Here is a 17,486-nt window from a genome sequence, read left to right as displayed (position 1 = left end):
ATAAATTACTATTTTTGCAGTCCTTAAAAAATGGTCGGGTGGCCGAGTGGCTAGGCAGAGGTCTGCAAAACCTTTTACAGCGGTTCGAATCCGCTCCCGACCTCAAGGGTTTAAAAAAATTTAAAATACAACACCATGGGCGTTACTCGTTTAAAAAGAAAAGATAGAAAAAACAAAACTACTTCACGTTTAGAAGTTCAGTTTTTGAAACTGGCTACCAACCTGGAGTACGGAAGCCGTTCTGCTGAGTCAAAACACAGCCAGATAGCTAAAAACAACGAAGTTTTAGCAAAAGCTGCTGCCGCGAAATAATTTTTTCTGTTTTTAAGCGCTTAACGGTGCTTGAAAAGATCTTGTAAAAACCTCTTGTTTCAGAAACAAGAGGTTTTTTTATGTCTGAATCAGGATTTTCAGAATTTTTGAATTAACATAATTGAGTAATGGAAAAAATTCTGAGAATTCTTTAATTCTGAAAATCCTGATTCAGACATCCTCATTCTATCAATTCAGATTCAAGACAATAACTTTTTATTGATCCGCCCTATCAATCCAGGCCCTTCATAAATAAAGCCGGTATACAGCTGCACCAGCGATGCGCCGGCCTGTAGTTTTTCGATAGCATCATCAGCAGAATGTATGCCGCCTACCCCAATAATAGGGAACGAGCCGTTTGACTTTTGGTGCAAGTAACGGATCACCTCGGTAGAGCGTTTGGTTAAAGGTTTGCCACTCAGGCCACCCGCTTCATTTTTTAAACTTTCGGCAGCAGTTAAATTTTCACGACTGATAGTAGTATTGGTAGCGATAATACCCGCTATACCGGTTTGCTGTACAATATCCACAATATCATCCAACTGAGAGTCGGTCAGATCCGGTGCTATTTTTAGCAGTATAGGCCTGCTGATACCATTTTTTGAATTGCGTTGCTGCAGTGTATTCAGCAGATGCATCAGCGGTTCTTTTTCCTGCAATTCGCGCAGGCCCGGTGTATTGGGCGAACTTACATTCACCACAAAATAATCAACCACATCAAACAGACGGTCAAAGCATTTGATATAATCGTTAACAGCTTCCTCATTAGGCGTAACCTTGTTTTTACCGATGTTACCACCGATGATAAGTCCCTTTTGAGCACCCTTAGCATTTCTGCGGAAAGTGGCTATGCGCTCGGCGGCTACATCGACACCAAAATTATTAAAACCCATGCGGTTGATGAGCGCACCATCTGCCGGCAAGCGGAACATCCGTGTTTTAGGGTTGCCGGGTTGCGGCAGGGGGGTAACAGTGCCTATCTCCACAAAGCCAAAACCGATGTTGGCCATTTCGCCCATGAGTTCGGCATTTTTATCAAAACCGGCTGCAAGTCCTACCGGGTTTTTAAACTTAAGACCAAATACCTCTTTTTCCAGTCGCGGATTGTTCACATCCCAAATAGCTCTGCTCAAGGCAGCGCCACCCGGAAAACGGTTGAAGCGTTTTAAGTTACGGGTTACAAAATAATGTACTTTTTCGGGATCGAACAGAAACAGGATGGGTTTTAATAAAAAATACATGCCGCGAAGTTAACACATTCCTTTAGGTGTGTAAACCAGAATTTTAGGATTTTTTGATTTGGGCGACGATGAGTTGACTCACCCAGCCATCGCTGCGTTTTTGCGAGGAGGAACGACGTGGCAATTCCCGATAAGCAGGTCCGCTCTTTAGGTAGGGGATTGCCACGCTATGCTCGCAATGACGCGTGGGGTATACTTGCCCGGGTGAGTCATTCGACGCCATGCAGGTACTGCAACTTTTATTTAAAAACACACCACAAATCTGTATTTTCGAAAAATCAGTTATCCCTAAAACAACCTCAATGACCAGAAAAGAACTAAGAGACACCTTTAAACAGGGACGTCGTAATTTTTTGAAAACCACAGCCGTTGGCAGTATGGCCGCGGTGGGTATCCCTCAAATTGTATCGGCAGCGCTGGCTACCGAAAAAAGCGCGCCTAAATTAAAATTCAATAACGGTGATGTGATCTTATTTCAGGGCGATTCCATTACCGACTGGGGCCGCGATCATAAAAAAACTGAACCCAATACCACCAGTTCCCTGGGCTCGGGTTATACCCTCATTACCGCTTCAAAACTATTGATTGATCATGCCGGCAAGGATCTGAAAATATACAACAAAGGCATCAGCGGCAATAAAGTTTATCAGCTGGCCGAACGCTGGACCAGCGATTGCCTTGACCTGAAACCCAATATTCTGAGTATCCACATCGGCGTAAATGATTTTTGGCACACACTCACCGGCGGTTATACCGGCACTATTGATACGTACATCACCGATTATAAAAAACTGCTTACCCTTACTAAACAAACCTTACCCGATGTTAAACTGGTGATCTGCGAACCATTTGCCACCAAGGGCGTACGCGCTGTTGATGATAAGTGGTATCCTACGTTTGATCTGTTCCGCAAGGCCGCACGCGATATCGCTACCGAGTTCGGGACTGTTTTTGTACCCTACCAGGCAGCGTTTGATAAAGCGTTGGAGATAGCCCCCGCACCTTATTGGAGCATGGACGGCGTACACCCCGCTGTACCCGGCGAAGCCCTGATGGCCCAAACATGGCTTAAAGCAGTAGGAGCCTGAGCGGTGAGTGATAGTTTAAGTTACCCCATAAAATATCAACCTGAATTCCAATAGGAGGCACCTACGGAGCCTATTAATTCACACTTTGGGACTATAAACACGTGGCCCCCTTGGGGCCGGCAAATGGTTTATCATATAATAGTATACCTCGCATGAGATTCGACCTCAGAGAGACCACCTGTTTATAGAAAAATTTGAGGAAATTCCCGACTCCAACGGAGTCTCCTAATCACAAACTTGCTTACCGAACTCTTTTCAGTACGCTTTCTATTTTGTGGGTTAATTTAAAATGGAGATGGATGAGCAATCATAAACTGACGTTAGGTAAACGTTGATAAGTGTATTAATTACTAATTTTGTCACAGATAAATACGTTAACCATGTCGATAACTACCGAAGACGAAAGAATTGGGATGCAGCAGGTAAGTGATGCTGTTGCCATTACGCTCAGAAAGATGCGTGACTTTGCCCAACCGGGCATTTCAACAAAAGAACTTGACGAGTACGGCGGCGAATTACTGGCACAGATGGGTGCGCGTTCCGCACCTTTTTTAACCTATAATTTCCCTGGTTATACCTGTATTAGCGTTAACGAAGAGGCAGCGCACGGCATACCTTCAGCCGATAAGATCCTGAAAGAAGGCGACCTGGTAAACATTGATGTATCGGCAGAGTTAAACGGCTATTGGGCCGATAATGGTGGCTCGTTTGTATTGGGCGAGGATATCCACGGCCATGGCAAACTGGTAGCAGCATCCAAAGAGATATTGAAAAAGGCCATCAGCAACATTAAAGGTGGTGTCCGGATATCGGAGATAGGCCGATTGATCGAGACGGAAGCTAAAAAAGCAGGCTACACGGTAATAAAAAACCTGACTGGGCATGGCGTAGGTAGGAGTTTGCACGAAGAACCCCATGAAATAGCCAACTACGCCGACAGATATAACGCGGTCCGTTTCAAAAAGAATTCGGTGGTAGCCATAGAGACATTCATTTCCACACGTTCAACCATTGCCGATACCCAAGCCGACGGTTGGACGCTAACCGGCAATAAAGGCGGCTTTGTGGCACAGCATGAACATACCATTATGGTAACCGGTGGCGAACCGGTAATATTTACCGCACAGAACGGCATTTGGGATTAGAGCAGAAGGCTCAAAGCGGAAAGCTTAAAGCCCTGCTTAGTTTTAATAAGCTTTATGCTTTTAGCCTTCGGCTTTAAGCTCTAATCACAAAGCTTAAAGCTTTGGTAATTAACAAGTAAGCTTTTGGCCTTAGGCTTTCAGCCTTAAGCTTAATTTCGTACCTTTGCGCGCAAATGATTGCTATAAATAACCTTACGTTTGAGATTGGTGCGCGGGCCCTTTACGATGAAGCCAACTGGCATATAAAACCCGGTGAAAAAATTGGTTTAATAGGTGCCAATGGAACGGGGAAAACTACCCTTTTAAAAATTATTGTAGGCGACTATAAACCTACATCGGGCACCATATCAATGGCTAAGGACCTTACCATGGGTTACCTTAACCAGGATTTGCTGTCATACTCATCCGATAAAACTATTGTGCATGTGGCTATGGAGGCTTTTGAGCGTCAGAACCAACTGCATGATGAGATCGAGAACCTGCTTAAAAAGCTGGAAACCGATTATACCGAAGATCTTTTACACAAGCTGAGCGACAAACAACATGAGTTTGAATTGCTTGATGGTTATAACATTGAATACAAAGCCCGCGAAATTTTAGCCGGTTTGGGTTTTAGCGACAGCGATTGCGCACGTAAGCTCAACACCTTTTCGGGTGGATGGCGTATGCGGGTAATGCTGGCCAAAATTTTATTACAAGCTCCCGATATCCTGTTGCTGGATGAGCCCACCAACCACCTTGACTTACCATCTATCCAATGGCTGGAAGACTATCTGAAAGCATTTAACGGCGCTATCATCATCGTATCGCACGATAGATGGTTCCTGGATAAAGTGATCAACCGCACGGTGGAATCGCGCAAAGGAAAACTGACCGTTTATGCGGGCAACTATACCTTTTACCTGGAAGAGAAAGCCCTGCGCGAAGAAATTCAGCGCGGTGAGTTCAAAAACCAGCAATCAAAAATAAAACAGGAAGAGCGTTTGATCGAGCGTTTCCGGGCCAAGGCATCTAAAGCAAAAATGGCACAGTCGCGTATCAAAATGCTCGACAAGATGGAGCGTATCGATGATGTGGACGATGATAACCCGACAGTTAACTTCGCCTTCCGTTTCAGCAAGCAATCGGGCCGCCATGTTATAACTTTAGAGGATATCGTTAAAAAATACCCGGCTATTGATATTTTAAATGGTGGCGAAGCCGTAATTGAAAAAGGTGATAAAATTGCCCTGATCGGTGCCAACGGTAAAGGTAAATCGACATTGTTGCGGATCATCGCCTCGGCCGATAAAGATTTCCAGGGCAAGGTTACTACCGGGCATAATGTAACTACTACGTTCTTCGCCCAGCACCAGTTAGAGTCCCTGCACCTGGAAAACCAGATATTGCAGGAGCTGCAGGCTTTCGCGCCAAAACATACCGATACGGAGCTGCGTACCATACTGGGTTCGTTCCTGTTTACGGGTGATGACGTGTTCAAGAAGATCAAGGTACTATCGGGTGGTGAAAAATCGCGCGTGGCTTTGGCCAAGGCGCTTACTGCCGATGCCAACTTCCTGGTACTGGATGAGCCTACCAACCACCTGGACATGCAATCAGTAAACATCCTGATCCAGGCGCTGGAACAATATGAGGGTACGTTTATCGTGGTATCGCACGACAGGTATTTCCTGGATAACGTGGCCAACAAGATCTGGTTTATCGAAGATCAGAAGATCAAGATCTACCCGGGTACTTATGCCGAGTATGATGAATGGGCGGCTAAACGCAAGCTGGAACCAAAAACGGATATCCCTGCACCTCAGCCTAAAAAGGAAGAGAAGAAACCGGAGCCGACTAAACAGCCCCAAGGCGAAAACAAATTCCAACAGCTTAAAAAACTGAACCAGGACCTGGCCAAAATGGAAGAGCAGATCTCTGAACTGGAGAAAGTTGTAAAGCAACTGGAAGCCCAGCTTGCCGACGATAAAATTTATACCGACAGCAACAAGCTAAAAGATACCAACGCCAGCTACACCCAAAAACAGGCAGAACTCAAACAGGTTCAGCAAAAATGGGAAGACTTGGCCGAACAGATCATGGAGTTGGAGGCATAGAGCCCCCTAGCCCCCTGAAGGGGGAACTTTTTGATTTGCACATTAACGAATAAATGGTGTTATGGTGAGTTCCGTCGAACCATGGTGTGCAGGCTCTGCGCGCGAGTCTTCGACAAGCTCAGACTGACAAGCCTTTCCTTTCTAAAGAGCTCCGAAGTTTAAAAACTTCGGAGCTCTTTTTTTACATCATTTCAAGCTCACCGCTACAACCCCTGCTTAAGCTTAATCACCAATAATTCGGCAGACACCTCCCCCGGCTTTAATGCCGACAGATCAATAATACAGTCGCTGCCCACATTTTTGAATTTTAGCGCTTTGCTGCTTCCTAAAACAGTAGCCACTGTATTTGCGCCGGCATGAAAGGCACGCAGCTTAAATTGTGGTGTATAGGCAGGCAGTATGCAGTACAGGTCTTTATCTTTTTTGGTAAAAAAGGCCTCTACATAGGCAGTATCTCTTTGGGGTTTTACCAGTTGGGCAATACTAAAGCCGGCCATGTAGTTTTTGCCGCTTTTTTCACGCTTGATACCCGTGCTCCACTGGTAGGGTTGTTTATAGGCCTTTGTTTCATAAATGGCCTCGCCGTTTATTTTTAGCCAGTTACCTATTTCGGTAAGGCGCTGCTGCATAATTACGGGGATGCGCCCATCGGCCGTGGGACCAATATCCAGCAGCAAATTTCCGCCGCGCGATACAATATCGGCCAGCATTAAAATAAGGTTGTGCCCGCTTTTATAATCGCCCAGTTGCTCGTTGCGGTTATAGCCGTAGGAATGCCCTATCCCCTGGTTCTCCTCCCAGATCACATTGGCATCTTTTCCTGCTCCATACTCCGATGTGGTGTAGGTGGCGCCTGTATTTTTTTCGCGGGTATTACTTCCCCAGCGGTCGTCCACCACCACTTCTTTGGCCACCGGCGAGTCGTTAAACAACCAGGCTAACAACTCCGGGCTATGCCATTCCGAATCGGTCAGGTCCCATTCACCATCCGAAAAAATAATGGAAGGTTTATATTTCGTTACCAGGTCTTTAAACTGCGGGAACATGTGCTCCGTAACAAACCGTTTTTTATCTTTTAGCCATAGCGGATTGTACCATTCATATAGTGAATAATAATAACCCATTTTCAATCCCTCCTGTCTCACGGCATTGGTCAGGTCGCCCAGCAAATCGCGTTTGGGGGTACCTGTTACCGCGTTCCAGGGATGCCCCCAATCACGGTCCGCTTCCGGGCTATTCCATAAACAATAGCCCTCATGATGTTTGGAAGTAAGCACTACATAACGCGCGCCCGAGTTTTTAAATACCTGCGCCCATTGCTGCGGATCAAACATTTCGGCTTTAAACATAGGTTCAAACTGCGGATACAAAAAATTGGAGCCATAGTTTTTGTTATGGAAAGCGGTAAACTCATTAGGCGTTTTGGGCTCAATGCGGTTCCAATACCATTCGGCATAGCTCATGCCGCTGTTTTCAATTACCGGCGCGTAAGCCGGTACGGAATATACCCCCCAATGAATAAATATGCCAAACTTATCCTGGTGAAACCACTCGGGCATTTTTCTCGTGTTTAAGGAGGCCCAATTGGCCTCATACCGTTGGGCCGAAGCCATACCGAAGCTCAAAACCGCAAGCAACAGCATCCATGTTTTTTTCATTTGGTTGATTTTTGATTTGGTTTAACTAATGTAATCCATAATAATAAATTTTAGTCATGCCGAACTTGTTTCGGCACCCCACGTGCTAAGTATAACCGCTTGTCCTGTGGGATCCTGAAACAAGTTCAGGATGACAACCTCTGTTAAAAGCCTTCCGAAGTTTTAAAAACTTCGGAAGGCTCATCTTACAATTCCCCCAATCACTAATTCACTAACTCAATAATTCACTAATTAATTAGTATCCCTTCGTTGGTACCAGGTTGGGGTTATTCCGCAGTTCGCGGCTTGGTATCGGGAATAACAACTCTCTTTCGGTTAAAACCGGACCGTATGAAAACTTATGCCCTACATAATTATCAAAACCTTTGGTATCCACATTAAATGCTTTGCGAAGGCGTGCCATATCAAACCAGGTAATGTTTTCAAAACATAGCTCGTACCAGCGTTCGCGCCAAATGGCTTCGCGGAACTGCTCTTTTGATAAGCCGCTCAGGTTGGGTAATGTAGCTCTCGTTCTTACCTGATTAACCGCATCGTAGGCTTTGGCAGTCGGCCCGCCAACCTCGTTGGAGGCTTCAGCATAAATCAGCAACACATCGGCATAACGGATAAGCGACCAGTTCAAATCGCTATTGGCAGTTGTTGTTTGTGCCACCACGTCAAATATCTTATAAAGAAAATATCCGCCCAGGTCAACCACCTTAGTTCTATCGTCCTGGTTGGTGAATTTGGTAAAGAAAAACTGACCTTCTTTCGCCCTTAAATCAGCTGGATCGTAGGATTGTACAAAGGCACCGGTAGCATAAATCCCCCCAGTTTCGCTGGAGTAGGCCGAGATGTTTTTATTATAAGGGATGATCAACTCCTGCCAGTTGCCGGGGATGATCTGTGTTTTATACTGGATCATAAAAATATTCTCATCCACATTTTTCTTCGCCGGGTTATGCAAATCACCATAAGTGGTAAACAATTTAAATTGTTTGGAATCCAGCACCTCTTCGGCTTTTTTGGATGCCAGGTCGTAATATTCCGCGCCTTTTTGCAGGGGGAAACCAGCCATAGTCAGGTATACTTTGGCCAGTAACGATTTTACTGCGCCCAAAGTTACCTTGCCGCTGGCATCAGTCCATGGTAAGCCGGATGCTTCAGCAGTTTTCAGATCGTCAACGATCACTTTATAAACATCTTCTGCGGATGCCTGTTTGGGGCGTAATTGCGGCGATTGCAGATCAACAGGCTCGGTGATCAGCGGGATATTACCAAACAGCTGTACCAGCGTAAAATAATACCAGGCCCGCAAAAAACGTGCTTCGCCCAACAGCCTTTTCGACTCTGCAGCGTCCATCGCTATCCCCGGAATTTTGGCTATGGATAAGTTAGCATTACCTATCCCCTTATAATAGTTTTGCCAGTAACTCAGGCCATAGGCGTTATCGGCGGTATTGCGCAGGTCTTTTACAAAGTAGCTGTCCACAGCCTGTCCCAAATCGGTAGCAGCCTGTCCTGTGGCAAACTCTGTCATTGTCCAGGCACCGCCGCCAAAACCGCTGCTCATCGGGTCGCGCAAGCTGGCATATATAGCATTTACCGAACTGCGGGCATGCTCGGGCTTAGTAAAATAATTGTCGATGGTAAAATTACTCCTGTCGGTTTCATTTAAAAATTTCTTACAACCGGTGGCTCCCAACGTAGCGACTGCTAATGCCAGTAAGCCGTATTTTCTTATGATAGTTTTCATGTTTTTTCTCTTAAATATTTGCGATAAATTATAATCCGATGTTCAACCCAACCAGGAATACCCTTGGCTTTGGATAATCATACAGGGTTAAGCCCTGGTCAAAAGGCGCGCTGGAATTGGAAACTTCCGGATCGTAGCCTTTATACTTGGTGGCCACAAAGAAATTCTGCACCGAACCATAGATCCTTAAGCGGCTCAGTTTTAATTTCGAAATAGTTTTTGACGGAAAAGTATAAGCCAGCAGCAAATTGCGCCCGCGGATAAACGAGCCGTTGGTTACTTTATGACTATCATTATTGGTGGTGTAATACGCATTGATAGGACGGATCTGCGCTATAGGCGTATTCTGATTAGTCTCTGTCCAGGCGTTCAGCACCGTTTTATAACTGTTGGCGATACCCTGCCTGTCTTCGGCCGAGTGGATACTCCTGTCGAGCACATCATTACCATAGGTATATTGCAGATCGACAGTGAGCGACCAGGCCTTATACTGGAAGGTATTGAGGAAAGTACCAAAACCATCAGGTATACCTTTGCCGATGATGGTACGGTCCAGGTCGTTTATCGTGCCATCGTTATTCAGATCTTTATACTTGATATCGCCGGGCAACATACCGTATTTTTTGGCTTCAGCGGCTTCGGCAGTTCCCCAGGTTCCTAAACTAACCCGGCCAAAGAACGAACCCACAGGTTGGCCAACCCTGATGATACCATTGCCCGATAATATATCGGCATTGCCATTGGCCAGGGCCAGCACTTTGTTTTTATTAACCGAGATATTGAAGGTGGTGCTCCAGGTAAAATCCCCGGTTTTGATATTGGTAGAGTTTAGGGTAAATTCGATACCCTTGTTTTCCATACTGCCCACGTTGGAGTAAACACTACCGTAACCGCTGGAAAATGGCAGCGGGGCATCCAGCAACATACCATCTACCTTGCGGCGATACAGATCAAGTTCCAGGTTCAACCTGTTGTTGAACAGGCCCAGCTCCATCCCAAAATCAAGCTGTTTGGTTTTTTCCCATTGCAGCGTTGAGTTGGCTACCCGGTTGGTGCCTACGCCAATATTGCGTTCGCCATTAAAAATAACGTTATAGTTACCCAGGCCCGCCAAAGCCCGGTATGCCGGAATTTCGGAGTTACCGGTAGCGCCGTAACTGGCCCGCAGTTTCAAATTAGAAATAGCCGGGATATTCTTCATAAAGTCCTCCTCCATTACCCGCCAGGCCAGAGCCGCCGAAGGAAAGAAAGCGAACTGGTTATCGGCCCCAAATTTGGAGGAGCCATCGTAACGGCCGGTAAAGGTGACTAAATATTTATCGCGAAAACTATAATTGATACGCCCAAAATACGAGTTTAGCCCATACGCCTGCGCGTTGGAATAAGGCGCCTGCGGACTTGATCCCGCGCCCAGGTTATTGAATTGGAAATAAGGATCGGTAAAACCCTGTGTGGTTGCCTGGTCTTCAAACCTGTCCACATGCTGCCAGGATACACCACCCATAGCAGTTACCGCGTGTATTTTGGCAAACTTTTTATTATAAGTGAGGTAGTTTTCAAACTGCCATGAATTGTAGCGGTTATTGTTTACAGAAGCATCGCCATTATCCGAAATATATTGCATCCCCTTTACAGCAGAATAATCCTCCCGCTGGTTAATAATATTTACACCAACGGTAGATTTAAAATCCAATCCCGGGGCAAGGTGAATATTGGCCGACATGTCGCCAAGCAAGGTTTGGGTATGTAAAAGAGAGATCCTGTCGGCAGCTATCCTTAAAGGGTTATCACCACCCTCCATTCCCGGGTAATCGCGGTTGCTGGCCCAGCTGCCGTCGGCATATCTTACCGGGATGATAGGCAATTCTTCTATTACCTGGCGCATCATGGTAATACCACCGCCATCCAACTGATCAACTTGTTTATCGTCCTGGTTGGTATAGCTCAGCGTACCGCCAATTTTTATCCAGCTTTTTACCTGGCTGTCAAACACAAAACGACCGGCAAATCTTTTTTGCCATGAACCCCGTGCCAAACCTGCCTGGTTACGGTAGTTTAAAAAAGCGCCGAGGTTTCTTTTTTCATCACCATCGGTAATACCCAGCTGATGGTTTTGCGTAAAGGCCTTTTGAAATGATTCTTCCTGCCAGTCGGTATCATATAAGGGGTTGCCACTGGCATCAAACAATTTAGGATTGGTGCGTTTGGTTTTAGGATTGGTATATTTTGTACCGGTGGCCCAGCCAACGGGATCATATTTTTGAGCGTTGGCATAAGCCAGGTCCTCAACAGCCAAAAACTCTTTGGAGTTGAGTACGGCCAGTTTTTTAGGCAACACACCAATACTAAAATCAGGATCATAAGTGATTTTACCGCCGCCCGAAGTTCCGCGTTTGGTGGTTACCAGGATCACCCCATTGGCGCCGCGCGCGCCGTAAATAGCGGTAGACGAAGCATCTTTTAATACTTCGATAGAGGCGATATCATTGGGGTTAAGGTAATCTATCGGCGTACTTCCGTTACGCAGATCAACCGGGTTCAGGATCACCCCGTCTATTACATATAATGGGTTATTGGAAACGCTCAATGAACTGGAGCCACGGATGCGGATATTAGACCGGGCACCGGGCCGGCCAGAATTGGATGACACATTAACACCGGATACACGGCCAGACAGGCCCTGGTTTAAAGATGATACCGGGCGCTCCTGTAGTGTTTCAGCTTTTACCGTGCCCACAGAGCCCGTTAAGTCCGATTTTTTAACAGAGCCGTAGCCGATCACCACAACCTCATCTAATTTTTTTGATTGCGGTACCAGTTTGATCAGCATATTGCCGGAAGCGCTGTTTACTTCCTGCGTAATATAGCCCACGTAGGAAACCACCAGGACGGCATCATCGGGAAGCCCTTTCAGGCTGAAGTTGCCTTCTGTATCGGTTATCGCGGCTTTGTCAACATTTTTTACTTTAATAGTAGCTCCGGGTACACCAAGGCCATTCTCATCCACAACTTTGCCCTTTACATCAATGGGCAGAATGGATGAGTAATGCAGGATTCGTAAGCTTTTAGCGTTTAGCGGTGTGGTGATGGCCATCAATACAGCCAATACAACATACATGATCTTGAGGCCCAGAGCCGGACCTCTGGAAGACAGGGGAAAAATTAATTTCATAGCAGGAAATTTTTGGTTTACAGGTTAATGAACAGGAGCAGCCGACATGCAGACAGAACTACTCACAAGGCGTTTAAATTGGAGGTATGCGGGCCATCAGCGTTTAGCCATATGCCCATAAATGTAGCCAGCGTACACCATCGGCAATTTTTTTGGGCAAAGCGCGGCCATTACAAGGCAGGGGTAAAACTTGTTTCATAGCAGGAAATTTAATTAGCTACAGATTAACCGGATTGAATGATCAATGGACAGTCGTAACTGCCCGTTCACTGTAAAAAATAAGTGCGATTAAATTTTCAGACTCAGGCTGGTTAGCGTCATCAATACAGGCTCTTCAATAGGACTAATTTTTTTTGGCAAAGCATGGCCACGAGGGGAGAATTTGTAAATTTTTTTCATTGCAGGAAAATTTAGTTGGTTACAGGTTAATTGGTTTAAGCAGTCAATGTGTATAGATATTGCCACTTATTTTTTAATGTTATAAAACTATAATACAGATCACGGCTATTAGTAACCGAAATGAGCAATCTATTATGTTATCTTAACATGCAAATAATCAATGAGATAAATATACAATTAAATGTATTTTATACAGTTATTACCCCCTTGCGGTAAAGGTGAACGGAATATTACATATGTCATTGCTGTACGGATACGAAGTAATCCCGTAGCGTACGTATACTTGAAACGAGATTGCCACACTGCACTCGCAATAACATGCGGGGGAATCTTTATTCCAAAAGTCCTTGCTCCTTATTCCAAAAAATCGTATATTTATTAATAACAGCCCGGCTGCCTTTTAAACAGGTAACCGGGCTGTTGTGTTAAGAGCAAAAAAAGGCCCAAAATCAACCATTTTACATATAGTTATTTGAAAATCAATTATTTAATACTTTTTAAAATTTAAAAAGCACGCTAAAACCACCCTGAAATTTGTTAAAAAGTGTTAAAATCGATGTTTTCGAATCCTTTTTGAAAGATTTTCCGCTGTTTTTGAGCAGAAAAGTGTTAAAATTCAAGGTTTAAAAAGGTTTCCCGAAAGGATAATTTTTTAAATGGGTAGTAACCCGTTATTTCTGTTCGGGAATTTCTTAAATTTCGCCACGCCAATCCTGCCGAGGGCTGAACAACAAATAAATTGATATAAAATGAGAAAACATTACTACCTACTGGTTCTCTTATTCACTACCCTCCGGGGATTTGCGCAATCGCCCTATGATAATAATGTTTATGACCCGGCTATCAAAAGCGTGGAGTTTTACAACACGCAAAAACAGGGCTCGTTCCCGGTAATCACCTTAGGATCAACAGAAAAAGTAACGCTGGCCTTTGATGATCTGCGTGGCGGCAGTCGTAATTACTATTATACTATTGAACATTGCGACACCCGCTGGAACTCGTCAAATCTATCCACCGCCGAGTACCTGCAAAGCTTTACTGACGATCGTTTGTATACCTATACCTATTCAACTGGTACTATTCAAAAATATACACACTACGAGCTCAAGCTGCCCAATAACAATATAGCGCCCAAACTGTCAGGCAATTACATACTGAAAGTTTATGAGGATGGCGACCAGTCAAAAATGGTGCTTACCCGCCGTTTATATGTGGTCAACAAAAAGGTATCCATAGCGGCCACTATCGGTACTTCGCCCGATGTACAAACCCGTAAAACTAACCAAAAAGTAAACTTTACGGTTGACTATGCCGGCTTGCCTATACAAAACCCTTCATTCGAGATCCGTGCTTTACTGATGCAGAACGCGCGTACCCAAACCGGCATTTTAAACACGCAGCCCACTTATGTGCGCGGTACACAACTGGTTTATAACGATGTATCGATCAATGATTTCCCAGGCCGCAATGAGTTCAGGCTGTTTGATACCCGCACGCTGAAGCTTAACTCCCAGCGTATTGCCCGTATCATAAAAGACACAGCCAACAACGTGGTACTATTAACTGACCCGATTCGCGATAGTCCTGATTACCTGCTGCTCTATGATAATGACGGCAAGTTCTTTGTATTGAACCAGGATGGTACCGACCCGCGTACTGATGCCGATTACGCGCACATCTATTTTGGTTTGGCCCCTTATAAATCCGCCGCAGAGGGTAGCCCCTATATTGTTGGCGCATTTAATGATTATAAACTGGATGAGCGCAGCAAGCTAACTATGGGCGAGGATGGTAAATACCATATCAACCTGCTACTTAAACAGGGGGTTTATGATTATGAATATGTATGGTATGATAATGCCACCAAAAAAGCCAATGATATAGTACTGGAAGGCAGCCACTTTGAAACCGAAAATGATTACCAGTTGCTCATCTACTACCGTGCTCCTACCGCCCGCTGGGACGAGCTGGTTGGCTTTGGGGAATTGAACAGCGTGAAGAAATAATTTACAACCTATTCATTAAAATAATAATATTTCATAAATTGTGCTTATGAACAAACCTAAAAATATCACCCGTACCCTTATTATCGCTTTCGCTGTGTTAGCTTATCATGTAGGTCGAGATATTGTAAAAATCGGCATCAAAGATGGTAAGGCTACTCATGAGCTGATGGCAAAAAAATAAACAAGCATTAATTGATTCCTGAGGATTTAGCCTAACCGGACTTATTGCTTATCTTTGCACAAAATTCAGCACATGACCGGAAAAGCCCCTAAAGAATCATATACCATCATGAACGAACTGGTATTACCCAATGATACCAATACTTTAAACAACCTGATGGGTGGGCGCCTGCTGCACTGGATGGATATTGCAGCGGCCATATCCGCGCAAAAACACTGCAATCGTATTGTAGTAACCGCTTCGGTTGATAATGTATCGTTCCAGTCGCCAATTAAGTTGGGGGATGTGATCAACATTGAAGCTAAGGTAACCCGTGCGTTCACTACCTCGGTTGAAGTAAGGATGGATGTATGGGCGCAAAATATACCCTCGGGTACCCGGGTAAAAAGTAACGAAGCTTACTACACCTTTGTGGCCCTGGATAGCGAAGGGCAAAAAACAACCGTACCTGCCCTGATACCGGAAACGGAAGAGGATATTAAGCTTTACGAAGGTGCTTTGCGCCGTCGCCAACTGCGGTTAATACTAGGTGGTAAAATGCAGCCGAATGACGCTACGGAGCTAAAAGCCCTGTTTTTTGGCGAACAACTGCCACTCAATCTGCGCGACTAACAGCAGCCGTAACAAAAAAATAGTTTCGCGGTCTAAATGGTATGATACGGTGTACCAGTCCATTTAAATTTTAGTGCCATGAGATATTTTTTATGTTTTTTACTGCCTCCGCTGGCCATCCTGACCACCGGCCGTATCGGAGCATTTATACTGAATATATTTTTAACCCTGTTCTTCTTGGTACCGGGTATAATACATGCCATACTGGTAACCAATGACTATTATGAGGCCAAGAGGCACCGCCAGCTGATGCGCGCCACCCGCCGGGCAAGGGCCTGGTAAACCGCTGATAAATATGATTACACTGATTTCGTCGATTAAATCGTAGTTCAATATAAAGGCCATCAACGAAATCAGCATTATCATTAAAATCAACGGTCAAAATTTACCATATTTGCCATCATGCAAAAAGGTAAGCTCTTAATTATTGATGACGAGGAACGGCTACGCAACCTGCTTGCCCGGATCCTGCAACTGGAAGGGCACGAAGTTTTCACTGCCGCCAACGGTAAAGAAGGCCTGCGTAAACTACAGCAGGAATATATACATGTAGTACTCAGCGACGTAAAGTTACCTGATACTGACGGCATTACCCTATCAGAAACCATTAAGAAGAATTATCCTTCAACAGAAATTATTGTACTAACAGCCTACGGCACTATTAACGATGGTGTAAAAGCTATTAAGGCCGGGGCGTTTGACTATATCACCAAAGGTGACGATAACGAAAAGATCATCCCTCTGGTAAGTAAGGCTATGGATAAGGCCCTGTTGCAGCAAACCGTTATGGAGCTGCAAAGCAAGCTGAATGATAAATTTGGGTTCGACAGGCTCATCGGTAAATCAACCGCCATTAGCGATGTGATCAAACTGGCGCAAAAGGTAGCGTTAACGGATACTACAGTTTTGCTATTGGGAGAGACCGGTACCGGCAAAGAAATTTTTGCCGAAGCTATTCACCAGGCCAGTAACCGCAATACCAAATCGTTCGTGGCAGTAAACTGCAGCGCTTTTACTAAAGAGCTGTTGGAAAGTGAGCTGTTTGGCCATAAAGCAGGCTCATTTACCGGGGCGCTGAAAGACAAAAAAGGACTGTTTGAGGAGGCCAACGGAGGTACCATTTTTTTAGATGAGATAGGCGAGTTGGATCACGATCTGCAAGCCAAATTACTCCGCGTGCTGGAATCGCAACAGTTTTTAAAAATTGGTGATATTAAGCCTACCCAGGTAAATGTGCGTATCCTTGCCGCTACCAACCGCAATCTGCAAAACGAAATCACGGATGGCCATTTCCGGTCAGACTTGTTTTACCGGCTTTCGGTTTTCCAGATCACCCTGCCCGCCCTGCGCGAGCGTAAAAAGGATATTAAGCTGCTGGCCGAATTTTTCATGCAGCACTTTGCCCTGAAGGTTAAAAAGCAAATCAATGAACTCAGCGATGAGTTTGTTCATAAACTTGAAGATTACCCATGGCCCGGCAACATCCGCGAACTCAAAAATGTTATTGAACGCGCGGTAATCCTGGCTGATACTCAGATTTTAGATGAAAGCCTGTTACCTTACGAAATTCAGCAGCAACAGGTAAAAACAGGTATACCGATATCGGCGTTTGATCTGTCATCGGTAGAGAAGCTGCACATTCAACGGGTGCTGAACCATACCCATGGCAACCGCTCTGAAGCCGCCCATCTTTTAAATATCGGGGTAGCTACCCTTTACCGGAAACTGAAGGAGTACGGACTGGAATAGGATCAGCCAATCTTGCCTAAACAGTTTTGAAAAAGTTTTTCGAATAGCATTATATGCTCCTTATTTTACCAACGTTCTTACATATTAAT

At 44.9% G+C, this 17,486-nt stretch carries 13 protein-coding genes and 1 tRNA gene; 10 read left to right on the top strand and 4 right to left on the bottom strand.

Annotated features, from left to right (window positions below; translation table 11 throughout):
• The first annotated feature begins 32 nt into the window (after window positions 1-32).
• Both ACTJKG_RS19235 and ACTJKG_RS19230 read left to right on the top strand, forming a co-directional pair.
• Window positions 33-103: transfer RNA gene (locus ACTJKG_RS19235), tRNA-Cys, on the top strand.
• Between the two features lie 32 nt (window positions 104-135).
• The gene (locus ACTJKG_RS19230; protein WP_166090535.1) at window positions 136-312 is read left to right on the top strand and encodes a spore protein; all 177 of its coding nucleotides are present in this window, start codon (window positions 136-138) and stop codon (window positions 310-312) included.
• A gap of 200 nt (window positions 313-512) precedes the next feature.
• On the opposite strand, the gene ACTJKG_RS19225 is transcribed toward ACTJKG_RS19230, so the two are convergent.
• Entirely contained in the window at window positions 513-1,553 is a 1,041-nt protein-coding gene (locus tag ACTJKG_RS19225; protein WP_172338143.1) for a quinone-dependent dihydroorotate dehydrogenase, read from the bottom strand.
• Between the two features lie 302 nt (window positions 1,554-1,855).
• Between ACTJKG_RS19225 and ACTJKG_RS19220 the strand changes: the two genes are divergently transcribed.
• From ACTJKG_RS19220 to ACTJKG_RS19210, 3 genes are all read left to right on the top strand, one after another.
• A complete protein-coding gene (locus ACTJKG_RS19220; protein ID WP_172337138.1) occupies window positions 1,856-2,641 on the top strand; it encodes an SGNH/GDSL hydrolase family protein in 786 nt (261 codons plus the stop codon).
• Between the two features lie 380 nt (window positions 2,642-3,021).
• Entirely contained in the window at window positions 3,022-3,786 is a 765-nt protein-coding gene (gene map / locus ACTJKG_RS19215; RefSeq protein WP_172337139.1) for a type I methionyl aminopeptidase, read from the top strand.
• A gap of 173 nt (window positions 3,787-3,959) precedes the next feature.
• Window positions 3,960-5,882, top strand: a complete 1,923-nt coding sequence (locus ACTJKG_RS19210) for an ABC-F family ATP-binding cassette domain-containing protein (RefSeq protein ID WP_172337140.1) — start codon at window positions 3,960-3,962, stop codon at window positions 5,880-5,882.
• A 203-nt stretch (window positions 5,883-6,085) separates the two neighbouring features.
• Here the strand turns inward: ACTJKG_RS19210 and ACTJKG_RS19205 are convergent, their stop codons facing one another.
• The 3 genes from ACTJKG_RS19205 to ACTJKG_RS19195 all read right to left on the bottom strand — a co-directional run bounded on the left by ACTJKG_RS19205 (window position 6,086) and on the right by ACTJKG_RS19195 (window position 12,450).
• Window positions 6,086-7,540, bottom strand: a complete 1,455-nt coding sequence (locus ACTJKG_RS19205; protein ID WP_440740163.1) for an alpha-L-fucosidase — start codon at window positions 7,538-7,540, stop codon at window positions 6,086-6,088.
• A 235-nt stretch (window positions 7,541-7,775) separates the two neighbouring features.
• The gene (locus ACTJKG_RS19200) at window positions 7,776-9,278 is read right to left on the bottom strand and encodes a RagB/SusD family nutrient uptake outer membrane protein (RefSeq protein WP_172337142.1); all 1,503 of its coding nucleotides are present in this window, start codon (window positions 9,276-9,278) and stop codon (window positions 7,776-7,778) included.
• Window positions 9,279-9,306: 28 nt separating this feature from the next.
• Window positions 9,307-12,450, bottom strand: coding sequence for a SusC/RagA family TonB-linked outer membrane protein (locus ACTJKG_RS19195; protein ID WP_440740162.1), 3,144 nt, complete (start codon window positions 12,448-12,450; stop codon window positions 9,307-9,309).
• Between the two features lie 1,148 nt (window positions 12,451-13,598).
• On the opposite strand from ACTJKG_RS19195, the gene ACTJKG_RS19190 reads away from it, so the two are divergent.
• From ACTJKG_RS19190 to ACTJKG_RS19170, 5 genes are all read left to right on the top strand, one after another.
• A complete protein-coding gene (locus ACTJKG_RS19190) occupies window positions 13,599-14,855 on the top strand; it encodes a DUF5103 domain-containing protein (RefSeq protein WP_440740161.1) in 1,257 nt (418 codons plus the stop codon).
• A 46-nt stretch (window positions 14,856-14,901) separates the two neighbouring features.
• Window positions 14,902-15,036: a hypothetical protein gene (locus ACTJKG_RS19185; RefSeq protein ID WP_256367811.1), complete on the top strand. Its 135-nt coding sequence runs from the start codon at window positions 14,902-14,904 to the stop codon at window positions 15,034-15,036.
• Between the two features lie 72 nt (window positions 15,037-15,108).
• Entirely contained in the window at window positions 15,109-15,648 is a 540-nt protein-coding gene (locus ACTJKG_RS19180) for an acyl-CoA thioesterase (protein WP_440740160.1), read from the top strand.
• Between the two features lie 78 nt (window positions 15,649-15,726).
• A complete protein-coding gene (locus ACTJKG_RS19175; protein ID WP_172337146.1) occupies window positions 15,727-15,930 on the top strand; it encodes a YqaE/Pmp3 family membrane protein in 204 nt (67 codons plus the stop codon).
• Between the two features lie 120 nt (window positions 15,931-16,050).
• Window positions 16,051-17,397, top strand: a complete 1,347-nt coding sequence (locus ACTJKG_RS19170) for a sigma-54-dependent transcriptional regulator (RefSeq protein WP_172337147.1) — start codon at window positions 16,051-16,053, stop codon at window positions 17,395-17,397.
• The last annotated feature ends 89 nt before the right edge of the window (window positions 17,398-17,486 follow it).

This window comes from Mucilaginibacter sp. 22184, from assembly GCF_052045695.1.
In the GTDB taxonomy this organism is placed as follows: Bacteria; Bacteroidota; Bacteroidia; order Sphingobacteriales; family Sphingobacteriaceae; genus Mucilaginibacter.
Note: the sequence above shows the minus strand (reverse complement) of the source record. Positions and strands in the feature narration are given on the sequence as shown.